Genomic DNA, 23,253 nt, shown 5'->3' with positions numbered 1-23,253 from the left:
CGGAGCGGACATTGAGTCCGTGAGCACCGGCCTACGCCGGCCGTAGCCATAGCTGCCGCCACCACCTCATGAGTGCTTCGGCCGGCGAAGGCCGGAAGCGCAGAAGACGGCATCAAACGGCCAGCCTCACGAATTTAATGCCGGGATTTCAGGCGCAGACGCGGTTGCGGCCTTGCCTCTTCGCCTCGTAGAGCTGGCGGTCGGCGCGGCGGTAGAATTCCTCGGCGGTTTCCTTCCGATCCCAGACGGCTAGTCCGACGCTGGTGGTGATCTTGAGGCGGACATTGCCCGACAGCACCGACATGTTGGCAATCGCTTTGCGGATGCGTTCGGCGAACTTCCCCAACAACTCCGCATCCATGTTGGGCGTAACGACGGCGAACTCCTCGCCCCCAAGCCGCGCCACCACATCGTGGTAGCGCGTCATGCCTTTGAGGCAATTGGCGACTGCCCTAAGCACCTCGTCGCCGACATCGTGGCCATGCGTGTCGTTGACCTGCTTGAAATGATCGAGGTCGAGGATCATGAGCCCGACGGGCTTTTCGATGCGGCGGAATTCCTCGAGATATTCCTTCAGCGCATCATCGAAATAGCGCCGGTTCTGCATGCCGGTAAGGCCGTCGGTCAATGCCGCATGTTGCAGCGTTTCCGAGCGGGCGCTGAGCGAAACCGTCATGGCGCGCAGCTTGCCCTCTTCCGTGGCCTGCCTACGAATCAGCGGGTAGATGAAGAACACGCCGAAGAACAGCGCTGTCGCCAGCAGCACCCCGGTGACAAACAGCAGCGTGTTGAGATAGGCGATCCTCTCGACCCGGGAAGTCGTATCGTGACCGACCGCGATGGACTGCAATTGACCATAGGCATAAAGCGTCACCAGGCCTGCGGCCAGGATCACGAAAATAAAGACGAAAAATGCGGATTCCGCCTTGTGGAAACGCATCTGCTCCCCGTTGGAAAAGTACCCCCCGGATCTATGGCATGCCGGCGCCTTACGGACGGTTAATCCAGACAACCGGAGCGGGAATGTTCATTCCTACTTCTGTTTCTTTAATTGTATTAGCAGCACGAAAATCAAATCACGGCTTGCAGGCCGTCGCCGGGCTGCAATCTCAGCCATTCCGGTCCCAGCTGATGGCGAAACCACGTCGTTTGCCGTTTGGCATATTGCCGCGTCGCTGCCTTGCAGCGCGCGATGGCCTGGGAAAAGCTGGTGTCACCAGCCATCGCGGCCGAAAGTTCGCGAACGCCGATCGCCTTCATCGCCGGCAGGTCGGGATCGAGGCCAAGCGCCGCAAGCCGTTTGACCTCATCGAGCGCGCCGAGATCGAGCATGCGGTCGAACCTTGTTTCGATCCGCTCGACAAGGGCGGCGCGGTTCGGCTCGATAACGAAGAACCGAGCGCTGTCGCGGTCGATCAGCGGCCGGCCGCGCGCTGCCTGCCATTCGAGGATGGAGCGGCCGGATGCGTCGAGCACCTCCAGCGCCCGCACGATGCGCTGGCCGTCGGTCGGCTTCAGCTGCATGGCGACCGCCGAATCCTCATGCATCAGGATGCGGTGCAGCTTGGCTGCGCCTTGCTCCTTTAACTCGTAGCGCCAGCGGTCGCGTACCTGCTGCGGAATGTCGGGCATTTCCGAAATGCCCTCGGCAAGTGCGCGAAAATAGAGCCCGGTGCCGCCGACGAAAATCACCGGACGTTCAAAGCCGGCGTCATCGGGCTGTCGGGCGAGCGTGCCGTTATCGATCAGCTTCATCACGTCCCGCAGCCAGGCGCCGGTGGAATAGGCGGTCGAGGGATGCACGTGGCCATAGAGAAAGTGCGGCGCGCGGGCGAGGTCGGCAGCGCTCGGCCGCGCCGTCAGCACATCGAGCACCGAATAGCCCTGCATGGAATCGGTGTTGACGATAACGCCGCCCTTGCGCTCGGCGAGATCGAGCGCCAGCGCCGACTTGCCGCTGGCTGTCGGCCCGGCTATCAGGATCGCGTTCTTCACGCGGCCCTCGCCCGCCTGCCCGCCCTCGCCTAGCTGCTTGGAAGTTTCGATGCCGCTCATTGCCACGCTTGTGTCCCACCCCCTCAGCCGCGCGATGTCGGCCTCGCTTGCGAATATGGCCTCACGGTCGGTCGGTGCAAGCGCTGTTCGCTGGCTGGGCGAAGGCGTCGCCTGCGATCTGGTGTTGCCCGAGGGGGCAGAAGCCGCTGAGGCAAGTGCGGCCTTGCGCACAGCACTTGGTTCAGAGCCGGTCGACGTGATCGTTCAGCAGGCCGAAAGCCGCCGCAAGACAATCCTGCTTGCCGATATGGATTCAACCATGATCGACCAGGAATGCATCGACGAACTCGCCGACGAGATCGGCGTCAAGGACCGCGTTGCCGCCATCACCGCACGCTCGATGAACGGCGAGATCGCTTTCGAGCCGGCGCTGCGTGAACGCGTGGCGCTGCTGAAAGGCCTCGATGCCGCCGTTGTCGACCGCATCATCGCGAACCGCCTGACGCTGGCGTCGGGCGGCCACGCCCTGGTGCAGACGATGCGCGCCAATGGCGCCTGGACGGCGCTTGTCTCCGGCGGCTTCGACGTCTTCACCAGCCGTGTCGCCGCCATGCTCGGCTTCGAGGAAAACCGTGCCAACCGCCTGATCGAGGAGAACGGGCGCTTTGCCGGCCTGGTCGCCGAGCCGATCCTCGGCCGCGCCGCCAAGGCCGATGCGCTGAACGATATCTCGGCCCGCCTCGGCCTGACGCCATTCGATGCGATTGCGGTCGGCGACGGCGCCAACGACCTCGACATGATCCGCCTGGCCGGCACCGGTGTCGCGCTCCACGCCAAGCCGGCCGTTGCTGCCGAAGCCAAGGTCCGCATCGACCATGGCGATCTCACCGCGCTGCTTTATCTCCAGGGCTACCGCCAGGAAGAGTTCGCCCAATGAAACCGATGCGCACCGAGCGCCTCATCCTGCGCAACTGGGAAGACCGCGACCGCGAACTCTTCCACCGCATCAATTCGGACGAGCGGGTGATGGAATTCTTTCCGTTCCGCCGCGACCGCGCCGAGACGGATGCCAAGATGGACGAGTTTCGGGGCTGGATCGCCGAGGACGGCTTTGGTTTTGCCGCCGCCGAGATCGCCGCGACTGGGGAATGCATCGGCTTCGTCGGTCTCTTAAAGACCGATCACGTGCCGTCCCTGCCTTCCGATACGATCGAGATCGGCTGGCGGTTGGCGCCGGAATTCTGGCGCAAGGGCTATGTCACGGAGGCCTCCGAAGCCTGGCTCGCCTTTGGCTTCGAAACGCTTGACCGCGACGAGATCGTCTCCTTCGCCGTCGCAGCCAACCGCCGCTCGACGGCCGTCATGGAGCGTCTTGGCATGAGCCCTGACCCGGCTCGCGATTTCGACCACCCATCCATCCCTGACAGCCACCCGCACCTCAAGCGGCATGTCCTCTACAAACTGTCACGCACGGACTGGCAGGCACGAAAAAGGGCGGCTCGCTAGCCGCCCTTTCCCTGAAGACAATCGGTTATGGGGCTTTCCGGACTCAATCCATCCGGATCGTCACGAAGCGCAACTCGCCTGTCTTGGACGCCAGCATCAAGAGCGCATTCTTGCGGCCCTGCTCCTTCAGCGCGCCGATCCGGTCCATCACGTCCTTCGGGGTCGCGACCGATTCCTGGGCGATTTCGGTGATCACCTCGCCGGCCTGGATGCCGCGCTCGGCGGCGGCCGAATCCTTGGTGACGTCGGTGATGACGACGCCGGAGACGTCGGCCGCGATGCCGAATTTTTTCCGTGTGTCGTCATTGAGCTCGCCGACGGTCATGCCGAGCACCGAGGCCGTGGAGACCGCGGGCGCCTTGTCGCCGCCCTTGTCCTCATCGGTAGTGCCGTCCTCACCGGCAGCGACCTTCTCGCCGTCCTCAAGCCGGCCGAGCGTCACCTTCACCGTCTGCTCGACGCCCTTGCGCACGATGATCACGTCGACCGCCTTGCCGACCGGGCTTTCCGCCACGACGCGCGGCAGGTCGCGCATTTCATGGATGTCCTTGCCATCGAACTTGATGATGACGTCGCCGGCGAGAATTGTGCCGTTGTCGACCGGTCCGCCCTTGATGACGCCGGCCACCAGCGCGCCCTTGGCGGTCGCCATGCCGAGGCTCTCGGCGATGTCGTCGGTCACCGGCTGGATGCGCACGCCGAGCCAGCCGCGACGGGTCTCGCCGAACTGGCGCAGCTGGTCGACGACGCCCGAGGCAAGCTGCGAGGGGATGGAGAAACCGATGCCGATCGAGCCGCCCGACGGCGAGATGATCGCCGTGTTGATACCGATGACCTCGCCCAGGCTGTTGAACAGCGGCCCGCCGGAATTGCCGCGGTTGATGGCGGCGTCGGTCTGGATGAAGTCGTCGTAGGGGCCGGAATTGATGTCGCGGTTGCGGGCCGAGACGATGCCGACCGTCACCGTGCCGCCAAGGCCGAACGGATTGCCGATCGCCATCACCCAGTCGCCGACGCGCATCTTGTTGGAATCGCCGAACTTCACCGCCGTCAGCTTGTGGCCCTTCGGGTCGACCTTGAGCACCGCCACGTCGGTCTTGGTGTCGGTGCCGACCAGCGTCGCCTTGAGCGTCACGCCGTCGGAGAAATTCACCTCGATATCGTCTGCATCGGCGATAACGTGGTTGTTGGTGACGACAATGCCTTGCTCGGCGTCGACTACGAAGCCGGAGCCCAGCGACTGCACTTTTTGCGCGCCGCCATCCTTGTCGCCGCCACGGTTCTTGAAGAAGTCGTCGAAGAAATCCTGGAACGGCGAACCCTCGGGCAGCTGCGGCATCGGCACCGCGCCCGGACCTTCCGTGCCCTTCACGGTCTGCGAGGTCGAGATGTTGACCACCGCACCGAGCAGGCCTTCGGCGAGGTCGGCAACCGAAGCCGGTCCGTCCGCGGCCACCGTCGGCGTCACGAAAGCGGGAACGGCAAGCGCGCCGACCATAAGTGCCGCAGCACCTGCGATGAACGTCCGCCGCGCCGCGCGCAGAAGGGTGTTGGATGTCATCGAAAGCCTCCCGGAATCTGAAAAGAAAAAGCGCTTCGGCAAAACGCCGCGTCGCGTCATGTTGGCAAGAAATACGGCACGTTTGCGGCTATGGCCACATCAGGAGGATAAATCCTCCGTTACACCTTAGAGCGGTTCGCCGTTTCGCGGAAACGGCGAACAGTTCAATCCCTTTGCTTTTACGCAATTCCGGACGGAAAACCGCTCACACTTTCCTGGAATTGCAGATCAGCGGTCCTCAGCCACGCACCAACCAGACGATGCCGACGCCGATGGCGATCGCCACCAGCCCGACGATGCGCAGCGCAATTTCCGGCGTCGACAGCACTTCGCCGGCAAGACGTTTGGCAAGGCCGGGAAAGCCGCCATAGACCAGGCCCTCGACAACGAGGACCAGGCCTATGGCCGCAAGGAAATCCTGCACCGCCCTACTGGGCGGGTGCAGGTTGTGCAGCCGGCGCGGCAGGTGCCGTCGCCGGCGCGGCAGGTGCCGTCGCCGGAGCCGCAGGTGTCGCCGGCTTCGCGTCCGTACCGTCCGGATTGCGGAAGAAGCGGAAGAACTCCGAGTTCGGCGAAAGCACCATCGTCGTCCCGGAGTTGTCCAGCGCCGTGCCATAGGCATTCATCGACCGGTAGAAGTCGAAGAACGCCGGATCGCGTTTGTAGGCGTCGGCAAAGGTCGCACTGCGCTGGGCTTCACCTTCACCACGCAGGATTTCCGATTCCTTGCGCGCCTCGGCGACGATTTCCACCACTTCGCGGTCGGCGCGGGCGGTAATGCGCTGCGCGGCCTCTTTGCCGCGCGCTCTCAGCCGTTCGGCCTCGGCCAAACGTTCGGCCTTCATGCGGTCGAAGGTCTGCTGCGAAACCTCAGCCGTCAGATCGGTTCGGCGGATGCGCACATCCTCGATCTGCAGGCCGAGCGAGGTGGCGTCGGGCCGAAGCTGATCGCGCACTTCTCGCATCATCACGGCCCGCTCTTCCGAGAGCGCCGCCTCGAAGTCGCGCAGACCGTAGACACGGCGCAGCGCCGCATCGAGACGCGTCCTCAGTCGTGCTTCGGCCAGTGTGATCTGGCCGGACACGGCTGAGCGGAACACCCGCGGATCCGAGATGCGGTACGCGATGAAAGCGTCGACCTCATAGAACTTGCCGCCCGAAACCTGGACGCGGATGTTATCGAGATCGAAGCGCAGCACCCTGTTTTCGATCAACTGCACGCTGTCGGCGTCGAAGAAGGCGAAAGGCGCCTTGAAATAGATGCCGGGTTCATTCTTCACGTCGACGATCTCGCCGAACCGCAGCACGAGCGCCTGCTGGCGCGCGTTGACCACGAAGACCGAGGAGTAGAGCAGGAACAGAAGCACGGCCGCGATGACCGCGATGATGGGAAGACGATTGGCCATCACTGGGCTCCTCCCGTGGTCGCAGGCGGCGGCGCCTTCGGCTGCAGTGCCGGCAGCGGCAGATAGGGAACGACCCCTTGTCCATTGCCCTGTTCGACGATGACCTTGTTGGATTCCTTCAGCACCTTTTCCATCGTTTCCAGATAAAGCCGCCGGCGCGTCACATCGGGCGCCTTGGCGTATTCGTCATAGACCGAGATGAAGCGCTGCGCCTCACCTTCGGCTTCCTGGACGACACGGTTCTTGTAGGCTGCCGCGTCCTCGCGGATCTGCGCCGCGGCGCCACGCGCCTGGCCGAGCTTCTGGTTGGAATACTGGTTGGCCTGCTCGACGAACTTGTCTTCGTCCTGCTCGGCGCGCTGCACTTCGTCGAACGCGTCGGCCACTTCACGCGGCGGCGCCGCGTCCTCGATCGAAACTGCGTTGACGTTCAGGCCGGCCTTGTAGCCGTCCAGCGTCGTCTGGATGATTTCACGCACCGACGCCGCAATGCCCTGACGGTCGTCGCGGAAGATGTCCTGGGCCGGTCGCCGGCCGACCGCTTCGCGCATGGCGCTCTCTGCGACCTGCTGCAGCATGCCTTCTGGGTCGGAGACGTCGAACAGATAGGCCCGGGGATCGGAGACCTGGTAGGCCACCGAAAACTGGACGTTGACGATGTTCTGGTCGCCGGTAAGCATCAGCCCCGACGAGTTGCCGCTCGTCGCGCCGCCACCACCGATATCGACGAGCTGTTCGGCGATGTTGGCCGTCTCGACGGTTTCGACGGGCCACCAATGGAAATGCAGACCTGGCTGCGACAGCTCCGCCTTCGGCTTGCCGAAGCGCAGCTCGACCGCAACCTCGTCCGGCTGCACGGTGTAGACCGCCTTGAACGCCCACAGCACGATCAGAGCCGCTGCGATCAGCGCAAACACGGCCGGGCTGGCGCCGCCGCCACCGGGCAGCGCGCGCCGCAGCCGGTCCTGGCCGCGGCGGATGATGTCTTCGAGATCGGGAGGTGACCCCGGCGGGCCGCTAGGCCCCTTCGGTCCCTGCCCCCAAGGTCCCTGATTGTTGCCGCCGCCGCCACTCCATGGGCCGCCGCCACCGCCGCTCTTGTCGTTCCAGGGCATGAATGTCCTTTCGCTTGGAATTCCCTCGGCGCCGGCGTTGCGGCGCAAAATCCAGTTGTTCTTCTATAGGGATGCCGCGATGCGCTTTCAACGCGATCCGCTGCCGAGCATGTCCGTTTTGGACGTTCGCGACCCTTTTATCGTCTCAATGCACGCCGCGGCGTCGCTCGTAAACCGAATAGCGCGTCGCATGGCTGTCCTTTTCACCGGCCGGAACGTCCTGAGCGCTGACAAGGCGCCACAAATCCGGATCGATGTCGGGAAAATGCGCGTCGCCATCGACCGCCGCCAGCACATGGGTGACGTGCAGCCGGTCTGCCAGCGGCAGCGCCTGCGCATAGATCTCGCCGCCGCCGATGATGCAGATTTCGTCGACGCCGGCCATGCAACGCCCGCGCACCGTGGCCAGCTGGATCGCGGCCTCCAGGGAGTGCGCTACCTCGATGCCCTCGGCGCGCCAGGCCTTGTCGCGGGTCACCACGATGTTCAACCTGCCCGGCAGCGGCCGGCCGATGCCTTCATAAGTCTTGCGGCCCATGATGACGGGCTTGCCCATCGTATCGGCCTTGAAGCGCTTGAGATCGGTGGACAGCCGCCACGGTAAGCCGCCGTCGCGCCCGATGACGCCGTTCTGCGCAATGGCGACATAGATCGCGACGTCCATCAGTTGGCTCCCCCGGTGCCGTCATCCGACGGCTCCAAAAGCAATATGTCGATGTTGTGCTCGGGATAGAGATCCTGCGCCGCCGTCTCGAAGGTCGTCGGCCCGACCTTCTTGACATTGTCGCCGCAAAACGAGATCAGCGCTTTCGGATTGCCCTTGTCGACGGTTAGCTTGAACTTGCCGATGCTGCCATTGGCCCAGTTGCCGCCGGTGGTCAGGATATAGGCTATGCGGTTCTCGTAAAAATGCGGATAACCGTCGGCCTTGGCGGCCTGCCGCACCGCATTCTCGAAGCTGTCGTCCATGCAGTAGCGGGTCTTGTAGGTCGTGTACTGGCTGCCCTCGGTGAACTTGCCGTCATAGAAGAAACTCACCGATGACGTGCCGCCGACGCTCGGTTTGTAGCGGTGCGAGACGTGGACATCCTTGTTGGCCGGAAATATCGCGCGCCACCAATAGGTCGAGCGCAACTGCCACCACGGCGTATAGACCTTGTTCGCCTCGGTACCGTCGCTGCCCGTATCCTCGATGATGATGCCGCGGTTTTCCCAATCCTCGGCGACCGTTTTCGGCAGCTTCGCCAGGGCCGCCTTGGCCGCATCGCCGAACGGATTGAACGGCACGTTCTGCGCCTTCAGATCGGCGCCGATATCGATGCCGACAGCGAACACTTTCTGCTCGAGCTGCGGCTTTGCCGGCGCTCCGTCGATCATCACCTCGAAGCCAAGGAAATTGTCGCTCTGGTTTTCCGGGATGGCCGGCATTTCCTCCGGATTGCCTTCGATGTCCGGCAGCGGAAAAGCGACGATGGCATTTACATCCGTGTCGGTGTTGTTGTGGAAGACGTAGTCGACCGTGATCTTTTCCGGCGAGATATAGAGATCCTCGCTTTGCATCGACACCGCGTCGCTACGCGACAGGATCAGGCCACCTGTGCCGAGTTCGGCGGTCGTATCATTGGCCAGCGCGGGCACGGCTAAAAGCGCCAGCGCTACGGACAGAACATATTGCAACATCGAAGCCCCTCGCCAAGAATGCCGCGACCCTAGCCGTTTCAATGTGGCGTTTCAAAGCCTTCCGTCTCCCAGCAGGACGCCACAGTGTCTGGACACGCCAATCGGCGGTCTGGACTAACAGGTTTCGATCGGGCAGGAGTTCGCGTCATGCGCAAGCTTCTCGTCATCGGCATCGGCGCCGGCAATCCCGACCATATGACCGTGCAGGCCATATCAGGCCTAAACCGGGCGGACGTCCTGTTTATCCCCGACAAGGGGGCGAAGAAGAACGACCTTGCCGAATTGCGCCGCCATATCTGCGACCGTTTCGTCAGCAATCCGAAATCGCGCCGCGTCGAGTTCGACGTGCCGGTGCGCGCCGAGCCGGCGCCTTCCTATCGCTCGACCGTCGATGACTGGCACGAGGCCATCGCCCAGATCTATGAGAGCCTGGTCCGCGACGAACTTGCCGAGGACGGCTGCGGCGCCTTCCTGATCTGGGGCGACCCCTCGCTCTATGACAGCGCGCTGCGCATCCTCGCGCGCGTACGACTGAGGGGCAATGTCGCATTCGAACTGGAGGTCATTCCCGGCATCACCGCCGTCCAGGCGCTAGCCGCCGGCCACAAGATGGCGCTGAACCGCATCGGCGACCCCGTGCTGATCACCACCGGCCGCCGCCTCGCCGAACAAGGCATGCCGCACAATGCCGGCAGCGCCGTGGTCATGCTCGACGGCAAATGCGCCTTCAACACGCTGGCAGACAAGGATCTGATCATCCATTGGGGCGCCTATCTCGGCACACCCGATGAGATCCTCGTTTCCGGTCGCCTGGGTGATGTCGGCGAGGAGATTGAGAGGACGAGAGAAGAAGCCCGGAAAAGAAAGGGCTGGATCATGGACACCTATCTGCTGCGTAAAGCAGCAGAGCCCGAGGAATAGCGCGCTCAAAGGTCGAGTTCCTTCGCGCCCCCCTCTGTCCTGCCGGACATCTCCCCCTCTAGTGGGGAGATTGGCCGTCACGGAGGATTTCGCCAATCGCCTAACAGATTAGCGCCCGTCTACGGGCGAGCTGATCTCCCCCCTTGCGGGGAGATGTCCGGCAGGACAGAGGGGGTTGTGACGGATCGCAAGCTTCAACCCTCACCCAGCATCAATCTCGGCCTGCAAGGCGTCCATATGCGTGGCCGCCGCTGCCGCCGCAGCGCGCTCGATAGCGCGAAAACGGCTGACGACTGCAAGGCCAACTGATGTCAGCTGCGCGCCGCCGCCCTTTTTGCCGCCGGTCTGCGCCGCGACCAGCGGCTTGCCGAACACACGGTTCATATCTTCCACCAGATCCCAGGCGTGCTTGTAGGACATCTCCATGCCGCGTGCCGCAGCCGAGATCGAGCCGAAAGTGGCGATCTGCTCCAGCAATTCGATCTTGCCCGGACCTATGCGCCCGTCCGGATCGAGATTTATCCGCAGGCTCAGCGACGGCATCTCTTGTCCTCCACGGTCACACTAGCCCCTCTCGACCCATAGCGCTATTCCAAAACGATATAGCGGCTATCAGCCATCCGCTTCGGCCGGCAGCCCGGCGCCGGTGTTGGCACGGTCGAAACTGACCGTCTTGATCACCGCGAACACCTTGCCGCCGAGTTGAAGGTTCAGTACCTGCCTGGATTGTTCGGTGATGCGCGCAAGCACGGTTGCGCCATTGCAGTCGATGCCGATTTCGACCGTCGGCCCCTCGCCCGAGCCGATTGCGACGATGGCGCCCGGCAGGATGTTGAGCGCACTGAGACCTTTCGGCTGTTCGGTGGCGATCATCACGTCGCGGGCGCGGATTCGGATGCGCACAGGCGCGCCGACCGAGACCGCCAATTGCGGCACCCGGATTTCCCCCGCCGCCGAGCCGAGCACGGTCATCCCGAAGATCTCGTCATGGCGCAGCACCTTGGTGTCGAGAACCGCGCCGCCCTCGCCGCGTTCCTCCGCCGGCAGCAATTCGAGCCGTTGCATGATCGCGCCGGTCGGACCGGAGGCTGCGACCTTGCCTTGCGCCATCACCACCACGTCGCTGGCCAGCCGCACCACCTCGGCGACGGAGTGGCTGACATATACGATGGGCAGCTTGGTCTCGTCGCGCAGCCGCTCGATATAGGGCAGGATCTCGGCTTTGCGCGCATCGTCGAGCGAGGCCAGCGGCTCGTCCATCAACAGCAGTTTCGGGCTGGCAAGCAGCGCCCGGCCGATCGCCACGCGCTGCTTCTCGCCGCCCGAGAGCTTTGCCGGTCGCCGGTCGAGCAGAGGACCGATGCCGAGCAGTTCGACGACCGCGTCGATATCCGCATAGCGCTCCGCCGGTGGCGTGAACCAGCGGCCATAGCGCAGATTGCCGGCCACGCTCATATGCGGAAACAGCCGCGCGTCCTGGAACACCATGCCGGTCCGGCGCTTGTGCTTCGGCACGAAAATGCCGGCATCGGTGTCGACCAGCACGCGGCCATCGACCGCGATACGCCCTTTGTCCGGTCGGATCAGGCCGGCGATCACGTTGATCAGCGTCGTCTTGCCGGAGCCCGATGGCCCGAACAGCGCCGTCAGCCGCCCGGCGCTTTCGAAACGCGCGTCGACGGCGAAACCGCCGAGCCGATGGCTGATGTCCACCAGCACGCTCATTCGATGTCCATCCGCCGGCCGACGCGCCGCGCCAGCACTTCCGAGGTGACCAATGCGGCCATCGAGATGACGATGGAGATCAGCGTCAGCCTGAGCGCCCCGTCATCGCCGCCAGGCACCTGCGTGAAGGTGTAGATCGCCGAAGGCAGCGTCTGCGTCTCGTTGGGAATGTTAGAGACGAAGGTGATGGTGGCGCCGAACTCGCCCATCGCCTTGGCGAAGGACAGGATCGAGCCGGCGATCAGCCCGGGCAGGATCAGCGGCAGCGTGATGGTGGCGAAGACCCAAATCGGGTTGGCGCCGAGCGTTCCCGCCGCTGCCTCCATTTTGCGGTCGACCGCCTCGATCGACAGCCGGATCGCCCGCACCATCAGGGGAAAGCCCATGATACCGCAGGCCAGTGCGGCGCCGGTCCAGCGAAACGAGAAGACGATGCCGAAATGCTCGGCCAGGAACGCTCCCGCCGGCCCGCGCCGGCCGAAGGTAAGCAGCAAGAGATAACCTGTCACCACCGGCGGCAGGATCAACGGCAGGTGAACCACGCCGTTGAGCAGCGTCTTGCCCCAGAATTTTCCGCGGGCCAGCAAAAGCGCCATCAAGATGCCCGGCGGCAGGCTGAACAGCATCGCCACCGTCGCCACCTTGATCGACAGCCGGACCGCATTCCATTCGTCCGGAGTGAGGTCCAGCAGCCAGTTCATGCGTCAGCCGCTACCTTAATTGCTCGGCGTGAGCACGGTGAAACCCTGATCCCTAAACAGCTCCACCGCCTTGGCGGACTGCAGGCACTTCAGGAAAGCCGGGGTATCCTTGTCCTTCGAATCGGTGGTCTGGGCAACCGGATAGATGATCGGCGGGTGCGAATCCTCCGGGAAGGTGCCGACCACCTTGACTCCCTTGTCGGCATGCGCGTCGGTGGCATAGACGATGCCGAGCGCGGCCTCGCCCGTTGAAACCAGCTTGAGCGCGGCGCGCACATTCTCGGCCTGCGCCACCTTGCCTTCGACCGACGACCAGACGCCGAGCGATTCAAGTGCCGCCTTGCCGTATTTGCCGGCCGGCACCGCCTTGACGTCGCCCATGGCAAGCCTGCCGTCGCCAACCAGCTTGGCCAGGTCGAAGCCTTTCTCGATCCTGGTTTCGACCTTGGAATCCTGTGGCGCCACCAGCACGATCTGGTTGCCGAGCAGTTTCACCTCGGTTTCCGGCTTGGTCAGTCTCTTGTCGGAGAGGTACTTCATCCAGTCGAGATCGGCCGAAATGAACACATCGGCGGGCGCCCCGCTTTCGATCTGCTTGGCCAGCGCCGAGCTCGCGGCGTAGGAGACGGTCGCCGCTTCACCGACATCGGCTTCGCAGGCCTTGGTGACGGCGTCGAGCCCGTCCTTGAGGCTGGCTGCGGCAAACACGATCACCTTGTCTCCCGCGTGAGCCGCCGGCATCGCGGCCATCAGAGCTACGGCAAAGCCGCCAATCGCGATTGCCCTCATACCAAAACCTTTGTGCCCCAACATGAAAACTCTCCCTGGGCTTGAAATCTGCTGGCTCGACTCCTGCCGACCGATATATCTGGATGAATATAACAAGGGAAGGCCGCCTCCTGCGAAAGCGTATGTTCGGCATCGATTGTTCTGGTTTGGACGTGCACCGAAACCCGGAAAGGAACTCCGATGAAGATCAGCGCCCGCAACATCCTCAAGGGAACGATCGTCGAGATCGTCGAAGCACCTCGCCTGTCCGCGGTGATGTCGCCGGCTCCGTCGTCACGCTTCGATCACCAACGAGGCCGTTGCCGATCTCGAGCTCGAAAAAGGCAAGCAGGCCTATGCCGTGATCAAGGCATCGGGCGTCATGGTCGGCATTGATTGAAGGTGGGCGGATCAGACCGCGATCGGCGCCTTGATCGACGCGTCGGCAAAATAGTTTTCCAGCCGGAAATCCTCGAAGCGGAAGGCGAACAGGTCCTTCACCTCCGGATTGATCCACAGCGTCGGCAGCGCCTTGGGTGTGCGCCGCAATTGCTCGCGCGCCTGCTCGAAATGGTTGGAATAGAGATGCGCATCGCCCAGCGTATGGACGAACTCGCCGGGCTTCAGCCCGGTCACCTGCGCCACCATCAGGGTCAGCAGCGCGTAGGAAGCGATGTTGAAGGGTACGCCGAGAAAAATGTCGGCCGAGCGCTGGTAGAGCTGGCAGGACAGCTTGCCGTCCGAGACGTAGAACTGGAACAGGCAGTGGCAGGGCGGCAGCGCCATCGCCTTTACTTCGGCCGGGTTCCACGCCGAAACGATCAGCCGGCGTGAATTCGGATTCCTGCGTATCTCCTTCAGAACATTGGCAATCTGGTCGATCGACCCGCCATGGCCATCCGGCCAAGAGCGCCACTGCTTGCCATAGACCGGGCCGAGATCGCCATTCTCGTCGGCCCATTCGTCCCAGATCGAAACGCCATGATCTCTAAGGTATTTGATGTTGGTGTCGCCGGCCAGGAACCACAGGAGTTCATGGATGATCGACTTCAGATGCAGCTTCTTGGTGGTGGTGACGGGAAAGCCGCGCGACAGGTCGAAGCGCATCTGGTACCCGAACACCCCACGCGTGCCGGTGCCCGTGCGGTCGCCACGGTCGGCGCCATTGTCCAGCACATGCTGCAAAAGGTCGAGATACTGGCGCATCGGCTTCGCCTCGATTCGGGGTTACCGCCATCATAACCGACTGGCCGCCGGCCGAACACAGCAAAAGGGACCAGAACGCGGCTTGCCCCATCACTCTTCAATGGTTAGCGCTGCCCCTCACCTGCCTGCCGGCATCCTCTCCCCGTATAGGGACGGGGAGAGGGGCGCTGTGATCAGCGCGGTTTCGCCAATCACAAGCGTTCGAGAGAGAGAGAGAGAGAGCCAAGGCTGCGGTCAGCCCTTTCTCCCCGTCACTATACGGGGAGAAATGCCCGGCAGGGCAATGAGGGGCGGTGCTGACCCCCGGAGAGGAGCAAATCAAACGCGCGCTTTGCCGATCGGCAGTAATCTTCACAAAGAGCCGAGCTTGCCCAGATCCTTGGCGACCAGATAGTAGAAAGTCACGCGGCTCTTGGAGCTGTCGGCGGCCAACGCCTTGCAGGTCTTCTCGATCGCCGAGTCGGCTTTCGCCCCGTCGGTCACGCCGAGTTTCTTGGCAACCCAGTTGGTCTTGACGCGCTCCAATTCCTTGGGGTCGGTGCAGGATACCAGCGAGGAATCGCGGTTGCGCAATGCAATGCCCAGATGTTTCACAATCTTGGCAACCGCATCGGCATTTGCGGCGGCGTCGTATTTCTTCACGTCTGCGAGATAATCGGCCATCAAATTTCCCCATGTCGGCGCCACGGGATCCGATCGATGAGGGCTGTGGCGCGCTGCCGCAACTTGTGCGCTATGTCGATGGTCCTCACCATCGCAAAGCTTCGGTTGAGACCGCGCGCGAGTCAACCCTCGGCGCCGCAGTTTGGTGCGGCCAAGAAGTGCCATTGCGGCCTTTCATTTTGTGCGCCGCCCCCCTATATTCGTTTTGTCGGCTTGACCGACTATGGCGATAAATGGGCGATGTAATAAGCCGTTCGGACCCGGGGGCGGTACCCGGCGCCTCCACCAAGAACCGCTCTGTGATCAGAGCGGCTGTTGCTGGGGGCGAAATAGGATCGACGAAGGTGTAAAGATCGTACTTTTGCCCGGCATGGTACCACCGTCATCGGGCTAAACCTGTAGTTGCAAATGACAACTATGCGGAAGCACGTCTCGCCGCGTAAGCGGTGCGATAGCTTCAAATCAAGCCCTAGAGGTTCGCACTTCTAGGCGGGGTTCGGAGGTACCTGGCAACAGAAACCTCCACTTCTCCCCTCCTCGATATCGTACGCTCAATGCCGGCTGCTGCTGGCCGGATTTCGCATGACGATGGGACGCGAAGCCTACACCAAATTGAGCCATGAGCTGGTGCAATTTGCCGCTGGCGTCGGTCGAAGGCCGTGGTTCTGGCCGGGGCCGGATTACCCCAGACGTGAAAAAGGCCGGGATGACCCGGCCTTTCCGGTCGATTGCGGTCAGATTACTCGGCCGGCGCTTCAACGGCTTCGCGCGAGCGGCCGAGCGTCAGTTTGGCCAGCGTGAACGAGATTACGGCGCAGAGCGTGATGCCGGCCACCATGGGCAGCGGGGTGCCGTCGAAGAAGATGCCGGCGACGCCCATCGCCAGCGCACCGATGGCGAAGTGCAGTGTGCCCATCAGCGCCGAGGCCGTGCCGGCGATCTCGCCATGCTCTTCCATGGCCAGCACCGACGTCGTCGGGATGACCAGGCCAAGGAAGCCGTAGCCGACGAACAGCAGTGCCGCCATCACATCGAGCCGGTCGACGCCGGTCGCCATGACTGCGAACAGCACAACCATCGTCGTGGCATAGCCGGTTACCGCCACCCAGACGACGCGCTTCAGCCCGAAGCGCTCCGACAGCAGTCCCGTCAGCTGCGACATGCCGATGAAGGCCACCGCATTGATCGAGAAGAACACGCTGTAGACGGAAGGCGACAGCCCGTAATGGTCGATCAGGATGAAGGACGAACTCGAGAGGTAGACGAAGAAGCTGGCGATGCCGAAGCCGGCGATCGCCACCAGGCCGAGGAAATTGCGGTCACCCATGAGGAAGCGATAGCCGGCGAGTGCGGTTCCGAAGGAGGAACCGACGCGTTCTTCCGCCGGCCGCGTCTCCTTCAGCGAGGTCGCCAGCAGAATGGTGGCCAGCAGGGCCGCGCCCGTCACCGTCCAGAACACGGCGCGCCAGCCGAAATTCTCGATGATCTGGCTGCCGGTCAGCGGCGCCAGGATCGGCGACACCGAAAACACCAGCATCAGCAGCGACATCAGCTTGGCGGCTTCGGTGCCGGTGTGCAGGTCGCGCACGATGGCGCGCGGCACCGCCATGCCGGCGCTGGCGCCCAGCCCCTGCAGGAAGCGGAAGGCGATCAGCCATTCGATGGTCGGGCTCATGGCCGAACCAATGCCGCCGACCATGAACAGCGCGAGGCCGCCGTAAAGCGGCAGCTTGCGGCCGACCATGTCGGAGATCGGTCCGACGACGATCTGGCCGAAGCCCATCGACAGGAAGAAGATCAAAAGGCTCATCTGAACGGCGGCGGTGCCGGCATGCAGATCTTCGCCGATCGAAGGCAACGCCGGCAGATACATGTCGATAGCGAAGGGGCCGATAGCGGACAATAGGCCGAGCACGACCGCGATGCGGAGGAATTTGGGACTCATGATAAAGGCTTCTTTCAAGTCTGGTTGGCGCCGCCAACGCGACGACTAACCCTAGGACGTTCCATCCCGTTGAAATCCGACGGCTCAGAGCGAGATTATTCGTCTCTACGGAGCGAATTCCCCATTTATTGTGTCCACAAATTTAGACAGCCTTGTCTAATTCGTCAATCACCTCTATATAGATTTCAATGAAGCTTGCCGTTTCTCCTGACATTTTCCCGCCACGCGGCCACGAGGCCAAGCGTATGTCGATTATCGATGCGGCGGCTTCGGTCTTTTGCCGGGAAGGCTTTGCCGGCGCCAATATCGACCTGATCGCGGTGGAGGCCGGCGTGTCACGCCAGACCATCTACAATCACCACCGCGACAAGGAAAAGCTCTTCATGGCTGTGGTGCGCGATCTGACGGAGCGCTGCAATGCCGGCATCTTCGCCACCTTCGCCTCTTTCCCAGACCAGCCGAAGGATCTGGAAGCCGACCTGATCGGCTTTGCCGTGCGCATGAATCAGAACTGCATCTGCAACCGCGACGGACGCTTCCTGCGCAAGCTGATCCAGACCGAAGGCGAGCGCTATCCCGAGCTCTTCGCAGAATGGCGCGACCAAGGGCCGGGCCGGACCTGGCCCGCACTTGCCGCCCGTTTTGCCCGCCTCGCCCATGCCGGCCATCTCGCGGTCGACGATCCCGATGTCGCCGCACGCCAGTTCCTGGCGCTAGCCAACGCCGAACTGCAGACCACCTTCATGCTAGGCGGCATGCCGTCGGAAGACGAAGTGTTGCAATCCGCCACCCACGGCGTGCGCACATTCCTGCGCGCCTTCGGCAAGCGCAGATCAGCGGCAGCGGTGGAAAAACAGCTGGCCAGCGCCTGAACGTCAAAGCCGGCGATCAAATCGTCCGTTACGGGCTTCGCTTCGGCGCATCAGCGATCTATATCCGGTTTACGCCGCGCTCAAGCTTGATTACAGCTATGCGGACGATTCAACGGAACCCGACCAGCACATGGCCGACGACCACATCCGCTACGACATTCTGGCCCAGGAGGCATTGCGCGGCGTCATGCGCAAGGTCCTGGCCGAAGTCGCGCGCACCGGCCTTCCCGGCAATCATCATTTCTTCATCACATTCCTGACCGGCGCGCCGGGCGTGCGGGTGTCCTCCAGGCTGCGCGAGCGCTATCCCGAACAGATGACCATCGTCATCCAGTTCCAGTATTGGGACCTCAAGGTGACCGATACCGGCTTCGAGGTCGGGCTGTCCTTCTCCGACGTGCCGGAGAAGCTGGAAATCCCGTTCTCGGCCGTACGCGGCTTCTACGACCCATCGGTCAATTTCGAACTCGAATTCGACGTTAAGACCGACGTCCCGGCGGAAGACGATGCAGCCGCCCAGCCGGCTGCCGAGCCTTTGGCTATCGTCTCCGAGAAAAAGCCGAAGGCCGAGAAGAAGGCAGCTGCCACTGAGGCGGAGAAAAAGCCCGCCGTGGCCGATGCCGCCGCCGGCAAGGGCGCCGACGTCGTGTCGCTCGACGCCTTCCGCAAGAAGTAGCGGGACGGTCGGCGCGACATGGGCGAAATCGTCAACCTTCGCCAGGTCCGCAAGCAGAAGGCGCGCACCGAAAAGGAAAAGCTCGCCGGCGAGAACCGCGCTCTGCACGGCCGTTCCAAAGCCGAAAGAACTCGTGACCGTCTGACATTGGACAAGGCCGAAAAATTCGTCGCCGGCCACCGCCGCGAACGCCCGGAAGACCAGGGCGATTGATGGACCGCCTGCGGTGAGCCCGGTCGAAAAACGCTCCGTGACCATCCGCGGCCATCGCACCAGCTATTCCCTCGAAAAACCCTTTTACGACGATCTCCTCGCCATCGCCGCCGCGCGCAAGCTGACGCTTGCTGCCCTGGTCGCCGAAATCGACGAAACAAGACCGCGCGATGCGAACCTGTCCTCTGCGCTCAGGCTCCACGTGCTGGACTGGGCCAAGCGCGGCGCGGTCTGAATGGTTCTTAATTGCCCAGCGACTTCAGCAAATTGTCGACCGAGAACGGATTTGTCCTGGGCTTCGGCTGCGCCGGGGCCGAACCGTCACTGACACCGGGAAGTGAGCGGTCGACCTTCGGCGCCTGCTCCTGAGCCTTGCGCTCGGCCTCCAGCCTGGCTTTTTCCTGCGAAGCGATCCGAGCCTGTTCGGCCTTCTTCCGTTCGTCCTCGGCCTTGGCGGCGTCTTCGGCAGCCTGCTCTTCCGCCTGGGCTTTCGCGTCCGCATCTGCCTTGGCCTTTGCGTCAGCCTCTGCCTGCGCTTTCGCATCGGCATCGGCCTTTGCTTCGGCATCCGCCTTGGCCTTGGCATCCGCTTCGGCCTGTGCCTTCGCATCGGCCTGTGCCTTCGCCTTGGCGTCGGCCTCGGCTTTGAGCCGTGCCGCTTCCTCCTGCTTGCGCAATTCCTCGGCGGCGTTGTCGCGCTCGGTCTGCAGGGCGGCGTAGTAGCGCACCTCGCGCCGCAGCCGCTGCTTCTCGAGCAGTGCGGCCTGCATCGCCTCGACCCGCTGCTGCTCCTTTTCCAGCGCGCGCTGGGTCAAAAATTGCGCCAGCGGCTCGCTGTCGAACTGCTTCTTCAGCGCCCCGAACGGCCCATCGACGCTGAAATTGACCGTCGGATCGGAGCCGATCAGCGCCTCGTCGCCAGGCTTGTAGGTGACAGCGCCCTTGGTGGCGACGGTGCCGGTGTTGAGGTCGGCCGTGATGTCGGCAGACAGCGTCGCCGCCTGGTTTTCGAATTTGATCGGTGGTGCCCGCAACGTGCCGCCGGCGACCGTGAAGGCGATGTCGGCATCGCCGGCAGCAAAGCTGCCGTCGCCAGCGATCTCAGGTGCAAAGCCCGCGGTCTTGGCCACGTCGATGTCGCGCCCGATCGCATCGGCCCTGGCAATCAACGCGCCGAAGGCGTCGGGATTGACGCCGGCAATGGTGAGGCCTTTCAGCGCCGCCGTGCCCGAGCCGGAGAGTGCGGCAATCATCGCGTCGACCGATTTGCCGCTGGTCGACAGCCCTGTCGAGAAATCGCCGTTGCCACTCAATCCGGCAGCCGGCAGCACAGTCGCCAGGTCGGCGCCGGCAAGCCTCATCTGGCCGGAGAACAGCCCCGTGCCGTCTGTGTTCTTCAACTCGAACAATCCGGTGAGCGCGCCGCCGAGCAGTTTTGCCTTCAGGTCCGAAACGCGGATGCCTTCCTGGTCCAGTTTCAACGACAGCGACGCATCATAGGCTGTCGCCAGCGGTCCGGCGGCAAGCGTCGCCGTCGTCAGATCGAGATCGGCGCTGAACGGCAGGCTGGATTTCTGGCTGAATGGCGCCGTCGGCCAGTTCGCGTTGCTGCTGAGGAACGACTGGTCACCGAACAGCGCAACCGCAATCGGGTCGAGGTCCAGTTCGTCGAGCGCCAGCGCACCGGCAAAATGCGGCAGCCCCTGCTTCGCATCGATGTTGACGTCGCCCGAAATCTCCGACTCGTTGATGGATCCGCTGAGACCGCTCAACACCAGCAGGCCATTGCCGAAATCGGCATCCGCGCTGAGCGAGGTCGAGGTGCCCGTTCCCATGCCCGGCAGGCCGGCGCCGGTCGTCATCAGCCAAGGCTCGATGTCGGAGGCGTCGAGGCCGATCTTGCCCTTGGCGGTGGTGCCTTGCGGTGTCTGGGCAACGGTGCCGTCGAACGTCGCCTTGAAGTCGTCGGCGGCGAAATTGAAGCTCGTCGCCAGGCCGCCGCCAAACGTGCCTTTGGCCGAAATATCGGTGCTTGCCTGGCCGAGCATGCCGAGCGGCAGCGCCGGCAGGCCGTAGAGCGCCAGCAGCACGGTGGCGTCGGGATTTTTGGCGTTGAAGGTCAGCGTCACCGGCGCGTCGAGCAACTGGCCGACGGCCCCCTTGCCCGACAGCGACGCCGAAAAGGCCGAACCGCCGGTCTTGCCTTGTCCGCTCACCGCCAGCCCGGTGGTGCCGTCGCCATTATCGGCGGCGCTCGCCACCAGATCGACGCGCGCGTCCTGGAACAGTTCAGGATAGGCGGCCGTGCGGCCAGCCAGCCCCTTCAGCACCTGATTGTCGGGATAATGTTGCGCGGCAATGTCGATCAGCGGCTTCAGATCGACGGCGACCACCGAGGCATCGAGCTTGCCGGTCGGGCTTGCCGGAAAATCCTTGATCCGGCCGGTGGCGCTGATCGAGGCGCCGGCAAGGCCGCCAATCGACAGCCGGTCGATTTCGAGCAGCCCGTCGCGGAGCCGGAGCGCGGTATCGACCGTGTCGGCGGTGAGCCCGCCGGCATTGACCGGCCCTGCCTTGATCTGAAAATCGAGGTCACGGTCGGAAAAGCGGTTGGCGCCCTTGTCGCTGACGAAGATCGAGGCGAAGGCCGTCAGCCCGTCGACATCGAGTTCGCCGCCCTCGAGCCGCATCAGCACCGAGGACTTGGCGTCGCCGGGCTGGCTGGAATCGATGCGGCCGGTGAACTTCGACTTGCCGAGGATCAGTTCGAGATCGCTGAACGCCTGGCGCTTCTCCGACAGGTCCACCTTGGCCTTGAAGCCGGCGGCCGGCAGCCGGCGGATCGCCTCGTCGACATCTTTCGACAACCAGGCAGCAAAGCCGGAAGGCTGCGCCACCGCCAGCAGCATGGAGCCGCTGAAACGGAAATGATCTTCGAAGCTGAGCATGCCGCTGGCTTCCAGCGTCGTGCGCCCGGGCAAGGTCGCGGCCAGCGATTTCACCGACCAGCCGCCCTCGACCGGCTCGGCCGAGAGATGCACGTCGCGCACCGTGGTGTCGCCAGCCACCACCGCCGGCAGCTTGACCTCGACAGTGCCGGGGATGCTCGGCTTCGGCAGTTCGAGCAGCGCCTGCTCGATTCCGGCAATACGCTGGTCCAGCGTCAGGCCGGCGCCCTTCTCAGCGCCCACCGCCTCGTCCAGTTGCACCTGCGCGCCATTGGCCTCGATGGCGAAGTTCGGCCTAAGGCCGAGATCGACCGAAGCCTTGCCGTCGGCTGTGTAGGGATTGTCGAGCGGCCCGGTCTCGAAGCGGAATTCGTCGACGCCAAGCTTCTGGTGGTCGAGCGAGAACTTGCCGTTCAGCCTGAACCCCGGATCGGGTTTGCCGGCGCTGATTTTGACGCTCTCGCCATCGCCGCCGCGCAGTTCAGCGCTGTTTTTGTCGTCGCCGGAAATCTTGAACTGGCCGGAATAGACGGCAGCCCCATTGACGATGCCGGCATTGCCGTCGGTTTCGATGACCAGTGGATAGGCATCGGGATCGACCTTGAGCCTCAGCCGCATCTGGCCGCTGCCTTCGGCCTTGCCGGTCGAAGCCGCAACCGTCGAACGCAGTCCGTCGAGCAGCAACGTTCCGTCCATGCGCCACGGCCCGGCCAGCGACTTGGCAGAGATGGTCGAATTGATCTCGGAAATCAGATGGCTGCGCCCGCCTGCGGCATGGCGGAGCGCAATTTCTCCCTCCGTCACCGTGAGCTTCTCGATCGAGATCTGGTTGAGATCGAAGGGCGAGGACGGCCGTATCGCCCAGTCGACCGTGCCGTTATCGGCGATGTCGATCGTCGCCTTCGGATGCACCAGCCGCATGTCGAAAATCAGCACTTCGCCGCGCAGGAACGGCGCCAGTTCCGCGTCCATCGAAAAGGTCTCGACGGTCATTGCCGGCTGGCCGCCGGGGCCGCCGGCGACCGTGACGTTTGAGAAGGTCACCGAGGGGAACGGCAACAGCCGCGCCGTGGCGTCGCCTTGCACCGTCACCTTCCGGCCGAGAATGGCGCTCGCCTCGCGCTCGAATTGGGCGCGGTACCCGGTCCAGTCGACAAAATACGGCACCACCAGCGCCGCAACCAGCACCAGCACAAACAAGCCACCGAAGATCACGAACAGGCGTGCGAGCATCAGCTCCGAACGGGTTGATTGAAAGTCAGCCGCACTCTACCCGCATCAGCGTGTCGATAAAGAGGCAATTCATCCAGAGTTGCTTGATCTCTGATGTATCTGGAAGAGCAGAGATTTTT

General features: G+C 63.4%; 23 protein-coding genes, 1 other RNA gene and 1 pseudogene. 9 read left to right on the top strand and 16 right to left on the bottom strand.

Annotated features, from left to right (window positions below; translation table 11 throughout):
• Positions 1 to 148 precede the first annotated feature (148 nt).
• Together NKJ78_RS14570 and miaA are read right to left on the bottom strand one after the other, a co-directional pair.
• Positions 149 to 940, bottom strand: a complete 792-nt coding sequence (locus tag NKJ78_RS14570; RefSeq protein ID WP_023690907.1) for a GGDEF domain-containing protein — start codon at positions 938 to 940, stop codon at positions 149 to 151.
• Positions 941 to 1,071: 131 nt separating this feature from the next.
• Complete coding sequence (gene miaA / locus NKJ78_RS14565; protein WP_352460256.1) at positions 1,072 to 2,055, bottom strand: tRNA (adenosine(37)-N6)-dimethylallyltransferase MiaA; 984 nt, start codon at positions 2,053 to 2,055, stop codon at positions 1,072 to 1,074.
• Between miaA and serB the strand changes: the two genes are divergently transcribed.
• Entirely contained in the window at positions 2,045 to 2,932 is an 888-nt protein-coding gene (gene serB / locus NKJ78_RS14560; protein ID WP_352460255.1) for a phosphoserine phosphatase SerB, read from the top strand. The two genes, miaA and serB, sit on opposite strands and share 11 nt — an antisense overlap.
• Entirely contained in the window at positions 2,929 to 3,501 is a 573-nt protein-coding gene (locus tag NKJ78_RS14555) for a GNAT family N-acetyltransferase (protein WP_023744631.1), read from the top strand. The genes serB and NKJ78_RS14555 overlap by 4 nt, the downstream gene beginning before the upstream one ends.
• A gap of 43 nt (positions 3,502 to 3,544) precedes the next feature.
• Here NKJ78_RS14555 and NKJ78_RS14550 read toward each other — a convergent pair whose 3' ends face one another.
• The 6 genes from NKJ78_RS14550 to NKJ78_RS14525 form a co-directional block, all read right to left on the bottom strand.
• Positions 3,545 to 5,062: a DegQ family serine endoprotease gene (locus NKJ78_RS14550; protein WP_023682088.1), complete on the bottom strand. Its 1,518-nt coding sequence runs from the start codon at positions 5,060 to 5,062 to the stop codon at positions 3,545 to 3,547.
• A 238-nt stretch (positions 5,063 to 5,300) separates the two neighbouring features.
• Positions 5,301 to 5,486: a DUF2065 domain-containing protein gene (locus NKJ78_RS14545; RefSeq protein ID WP_023668333.1), complete on the bottom strand. Its 186-nt coding sequence runs from the start codon at positions 5,484 to 5,486 to the stop codon at positions 5,301 to 5,303.
• A 4-nt stretch (positions 5,487 to 5,490) separates the two neighbouring features.
• Positions 5,491 to 6,468 (bottom strand): protease modulator HflC, encoded by a 978-nt coding sequence (gene hflC / locus NKJ78_RS14540; protein WP_023668332.1) that lies wholly within the window; start codon positions 6,466 to 6,468, stop codon positions 5,491 to 5,493.
• A complete protein-coding gene (gene hflK / locus NKJ78_RS14535; RefSeq protein ID WP_023749643.1) occupies positions 6,468 to 7,583 on the bottom strand; it encodes an FtsH protease activity modulator HflK in 1,116 nt (371 codons plus the stop codon). Before hflK ends, hflC begins: the two co-directional genes overlap by 1 nt.
• A gap of 145 nt (positions 7,584 to 7,728) precedes the next feature.
• Complete coding sequence (locus NKJ78_RS14530; protein ID WP_023667408.1) at positions 7,729 to 8,247, bottom strand: dihydrofolate reductase; 519 nt, start codon at positions 8,245 to 8,247, stop codon at positions 7,729 to 7,731.
• Positions 8,247 to 9,263: a DUF4424 domain-containing protein gene (locus tag NKJ78_RS14525; protein ID WP_023740248.1), complete on the bottom strand. Its 1,017-nt coding sequence runs from the start codon at positions 9,261 to 9,263 to the stop codon at positions 8,247 to 8,249. Before NKJ78_RS14525 ends, NKJ78_RS14530 begins: the two co-directional genes overlap by 1 nt.
• Before the next feature lie 147 nt (positions 9,264 to 9,410).
• On the opposite strand from NKJ78_RS14525, the gene cobF reads away from it, so the two are divergent.
• Positions 9,411 to 10,184: a precorrin-6A synthase (deacetylating) gene (gene cobF, locus NKJ78_RS14520; protein WP_023740249.1), complete on the top strand. Its 774-nt coding sequence runs from the start codon at positions 9,411 to 9,413 to the stop codon at positions 10,182 to 10,184.
• Between the two features lie 201 nt (positions 10,185 to 10,385).
• On the opposite strand, the gene NKJ78_RS14515 is transcribed toward cobF, so the two are convergent.
• From NKJ78_RS14515 to modA, 4 genes are all read right to left on the bottom strand, one after another.
• Entirely contained in the window at positions 10,386 to 10,727 is a 342-nt protein-coding gene (locus NKJ78_RS14515; RefSeq protein WP_023667411.1) for a winged helix-turn-helix domain-containing protein, read from the bottom strand.
• Between the two features lie 69 nt (positions 10,728 to 10,796).
• Positions 10,797 to 11,909 carry a molybdenum ABC transporter ATP-binding protein gene (modC, locus tag NKJ78_RS14510; RefSeq protein ID WP_352562488.1) on the bottom strand — a complete coding sequence of 371 codons (1,113 nt, stop codon included), beginning with the start codon at positions 11,907 to 11,909 and terminating at the stop codon, positions 10,797 to 10,799.
• Entirely contained in the window at positions 11,906 to 12,610 is a 705-nt protein-coding gene (modB, locus tag NKJ78_RS14505; RefSeq protein WP_023740252.1) for a molybdate ABC transporter permease subunit, read from the bottom strand. The genes modC and modB overlap by 4 nt, the downstream gene beginning before the upstream one ends.
• A gap of 15 nt (positions 12,611 to 12,625) precedes the next feature.
• Positions 12,626 to 13,420: a molybdate ABC transporter substrate-binding protein gene (modA, locus tag NKJ78_RS14500; RefSeq protein ID WP_156929846.1), complete on the bottom strand. Its 795-nt coding sequence runs from the start codon at positions 13,418 to 13,420 to the stop codon at positions 12,626 to 12,628.
• Positions 13,421 to 13,579: 159 nt separating this feature from the next.
• Here modA and NKJ78_RS14495 point away from each other — a divergent pair.
• Positions 13,580 to 13,778, top strand: a pseudogene (locus tag NKJ78_RS14495) (TOBE domain-containing protein).
• 11 nt (positions 13,779 to 13,789) lie between these two features.
• Here NKJ78_RS14495 and NKJ78_RS14490 read toward each other — a convergent pair.
• Entirely contained in the window at positions 13,790 to 14,584 is a 795-nt protein-coding gene (locus NKJ78_RS14490) for a thymidylate synthase (RefSeq protein WP_352460251.1), read from the bottom strand.
• A 351-nt stretch (positions 14,585 to 14,935) separates the two neighbouring features.
• A complete protein-coding gene (locus NKJ78_RS14485; protein ID WP_023739832.1) occupies positions 14,936 to 15,247 on the bottom strand; it encodes a DUF2853 family protein in 312 nt (103 codons plus the stop codon).
• Positions 15,248 to 15,415: 168 nt separating this feature from the next.
• Here NKJ78_RS14485 and ssrA point away from each other — a divergent pair.
• Positions 15,416 to 15,774: a transfer-messenger RNA gene (gene ssrA / locus NKJ78_RS14480) on the top strand.
• Between the two features lie 212 nt (positions 15,775 to 15,986).
• Here the strand turns inward: ssrA and NKJ78_RS14475 are convergent.
• Positions 15,987 to 17,192, bottom strand: a complete 1,206-nt coding sequence (locus NKJ78_RS14475) for a multidrug effflux MFS transporter (RefSeq protein WP_023667417.1) — start codon at positions 17,190 to 17,192, stop codon at positions 15,987 to 15,989.
• A 188-nt stretch (positions 17,193 to 17,380) separates the two neighbouring features.
• Between NKJ78_RS14475 and NKJ78_RS14470 the strand changes: the two genes are divergently transcribed.
• The 4 genes from NKJ78_RS14470 to NKJ78_RS14455 all read left to right on the top strand — a co-directional run bounded on the left by NKJ78_RS14470 (position 17,381) and on the right by NKJ78_RS14455 (position 19,188).
• Positions 17,381 to 18,064, top strand: coding sequence for a TetR/AcrR family transcriptional regulator (locus tag NKJ78_RS14470; RefSeq protein WP_023668320.1), 684 nt, complete (start codon positions 17,381 to 17,383; stop codon positions 18,062 to 18,064).
• Positions 18,065 to 18,194: 130 nt separating this feature from the next.
• Positions 18,195 to 18,740, top strand: coding sequence for an SspB family protein (locus tag NKJ78_RS14465; RefSeq protein WP_023667419.1), 546 nt, complete (start codon positions 18,195 to 18,197; stop codon positions 18,738 to 18,740).
• An 18-nt stretch (positions 18,741 to 18,758) separates the two neighbouring features.
• On the top strand, positions 18,759 to 18,953 hold the full coding sequence (locus tag NKJ78_RS14460) for a DUF4169 family protein (protein ID WP_023699586.1): 195 nt from the start codon (positions 18,759 to 18,761) through the stop codon (positions 18,951 to 18,953).
• Between the two features lie 13 nt (positions 18,954 to 18,966).
• Entirely contained in the window at positions 18,967 to 19,188 is a 222-nt protein-coding gene (locus tag NKJ78_RS14455) for a ribbon-helix-helix domain-containing protein (protein ID WP_023699587.1), read from the top strand.
• 7 nt (positions 19,189 to 19,195) lie between these two features.
• On the opposite strand, the gene NKJ78_RS14450 is transcribed toward NKJ78_RS14455, so the two are convergent.
• Positions 19,196 to 23,134: an AsmA family protein gene (locus NKJ78_RS14450; protein ID WP_352562487.1), complete on the bottom strand. Its 3,939-nt coding sequence runs from the start codon at positions 23,132 to 23,134 to the stop codon at positions 19,196 to 19,198.
• Positions 23,135 to 23,253 lie beyond the last annotated feature (119 nt).

The organism is Mesorhizobium sp. M0037 (assembly GCF_040323635.1).
In the GTDB taxonomy this organism is placed as follows: Bacteria; Pseudomonadota; Alphaproteobacteria; order Rhizobiales; family Rhizobiaceae; genus Mesorhizobium.
This window is presented reverse-complemented; position numbering and strand designations above follow the sequence as displayed.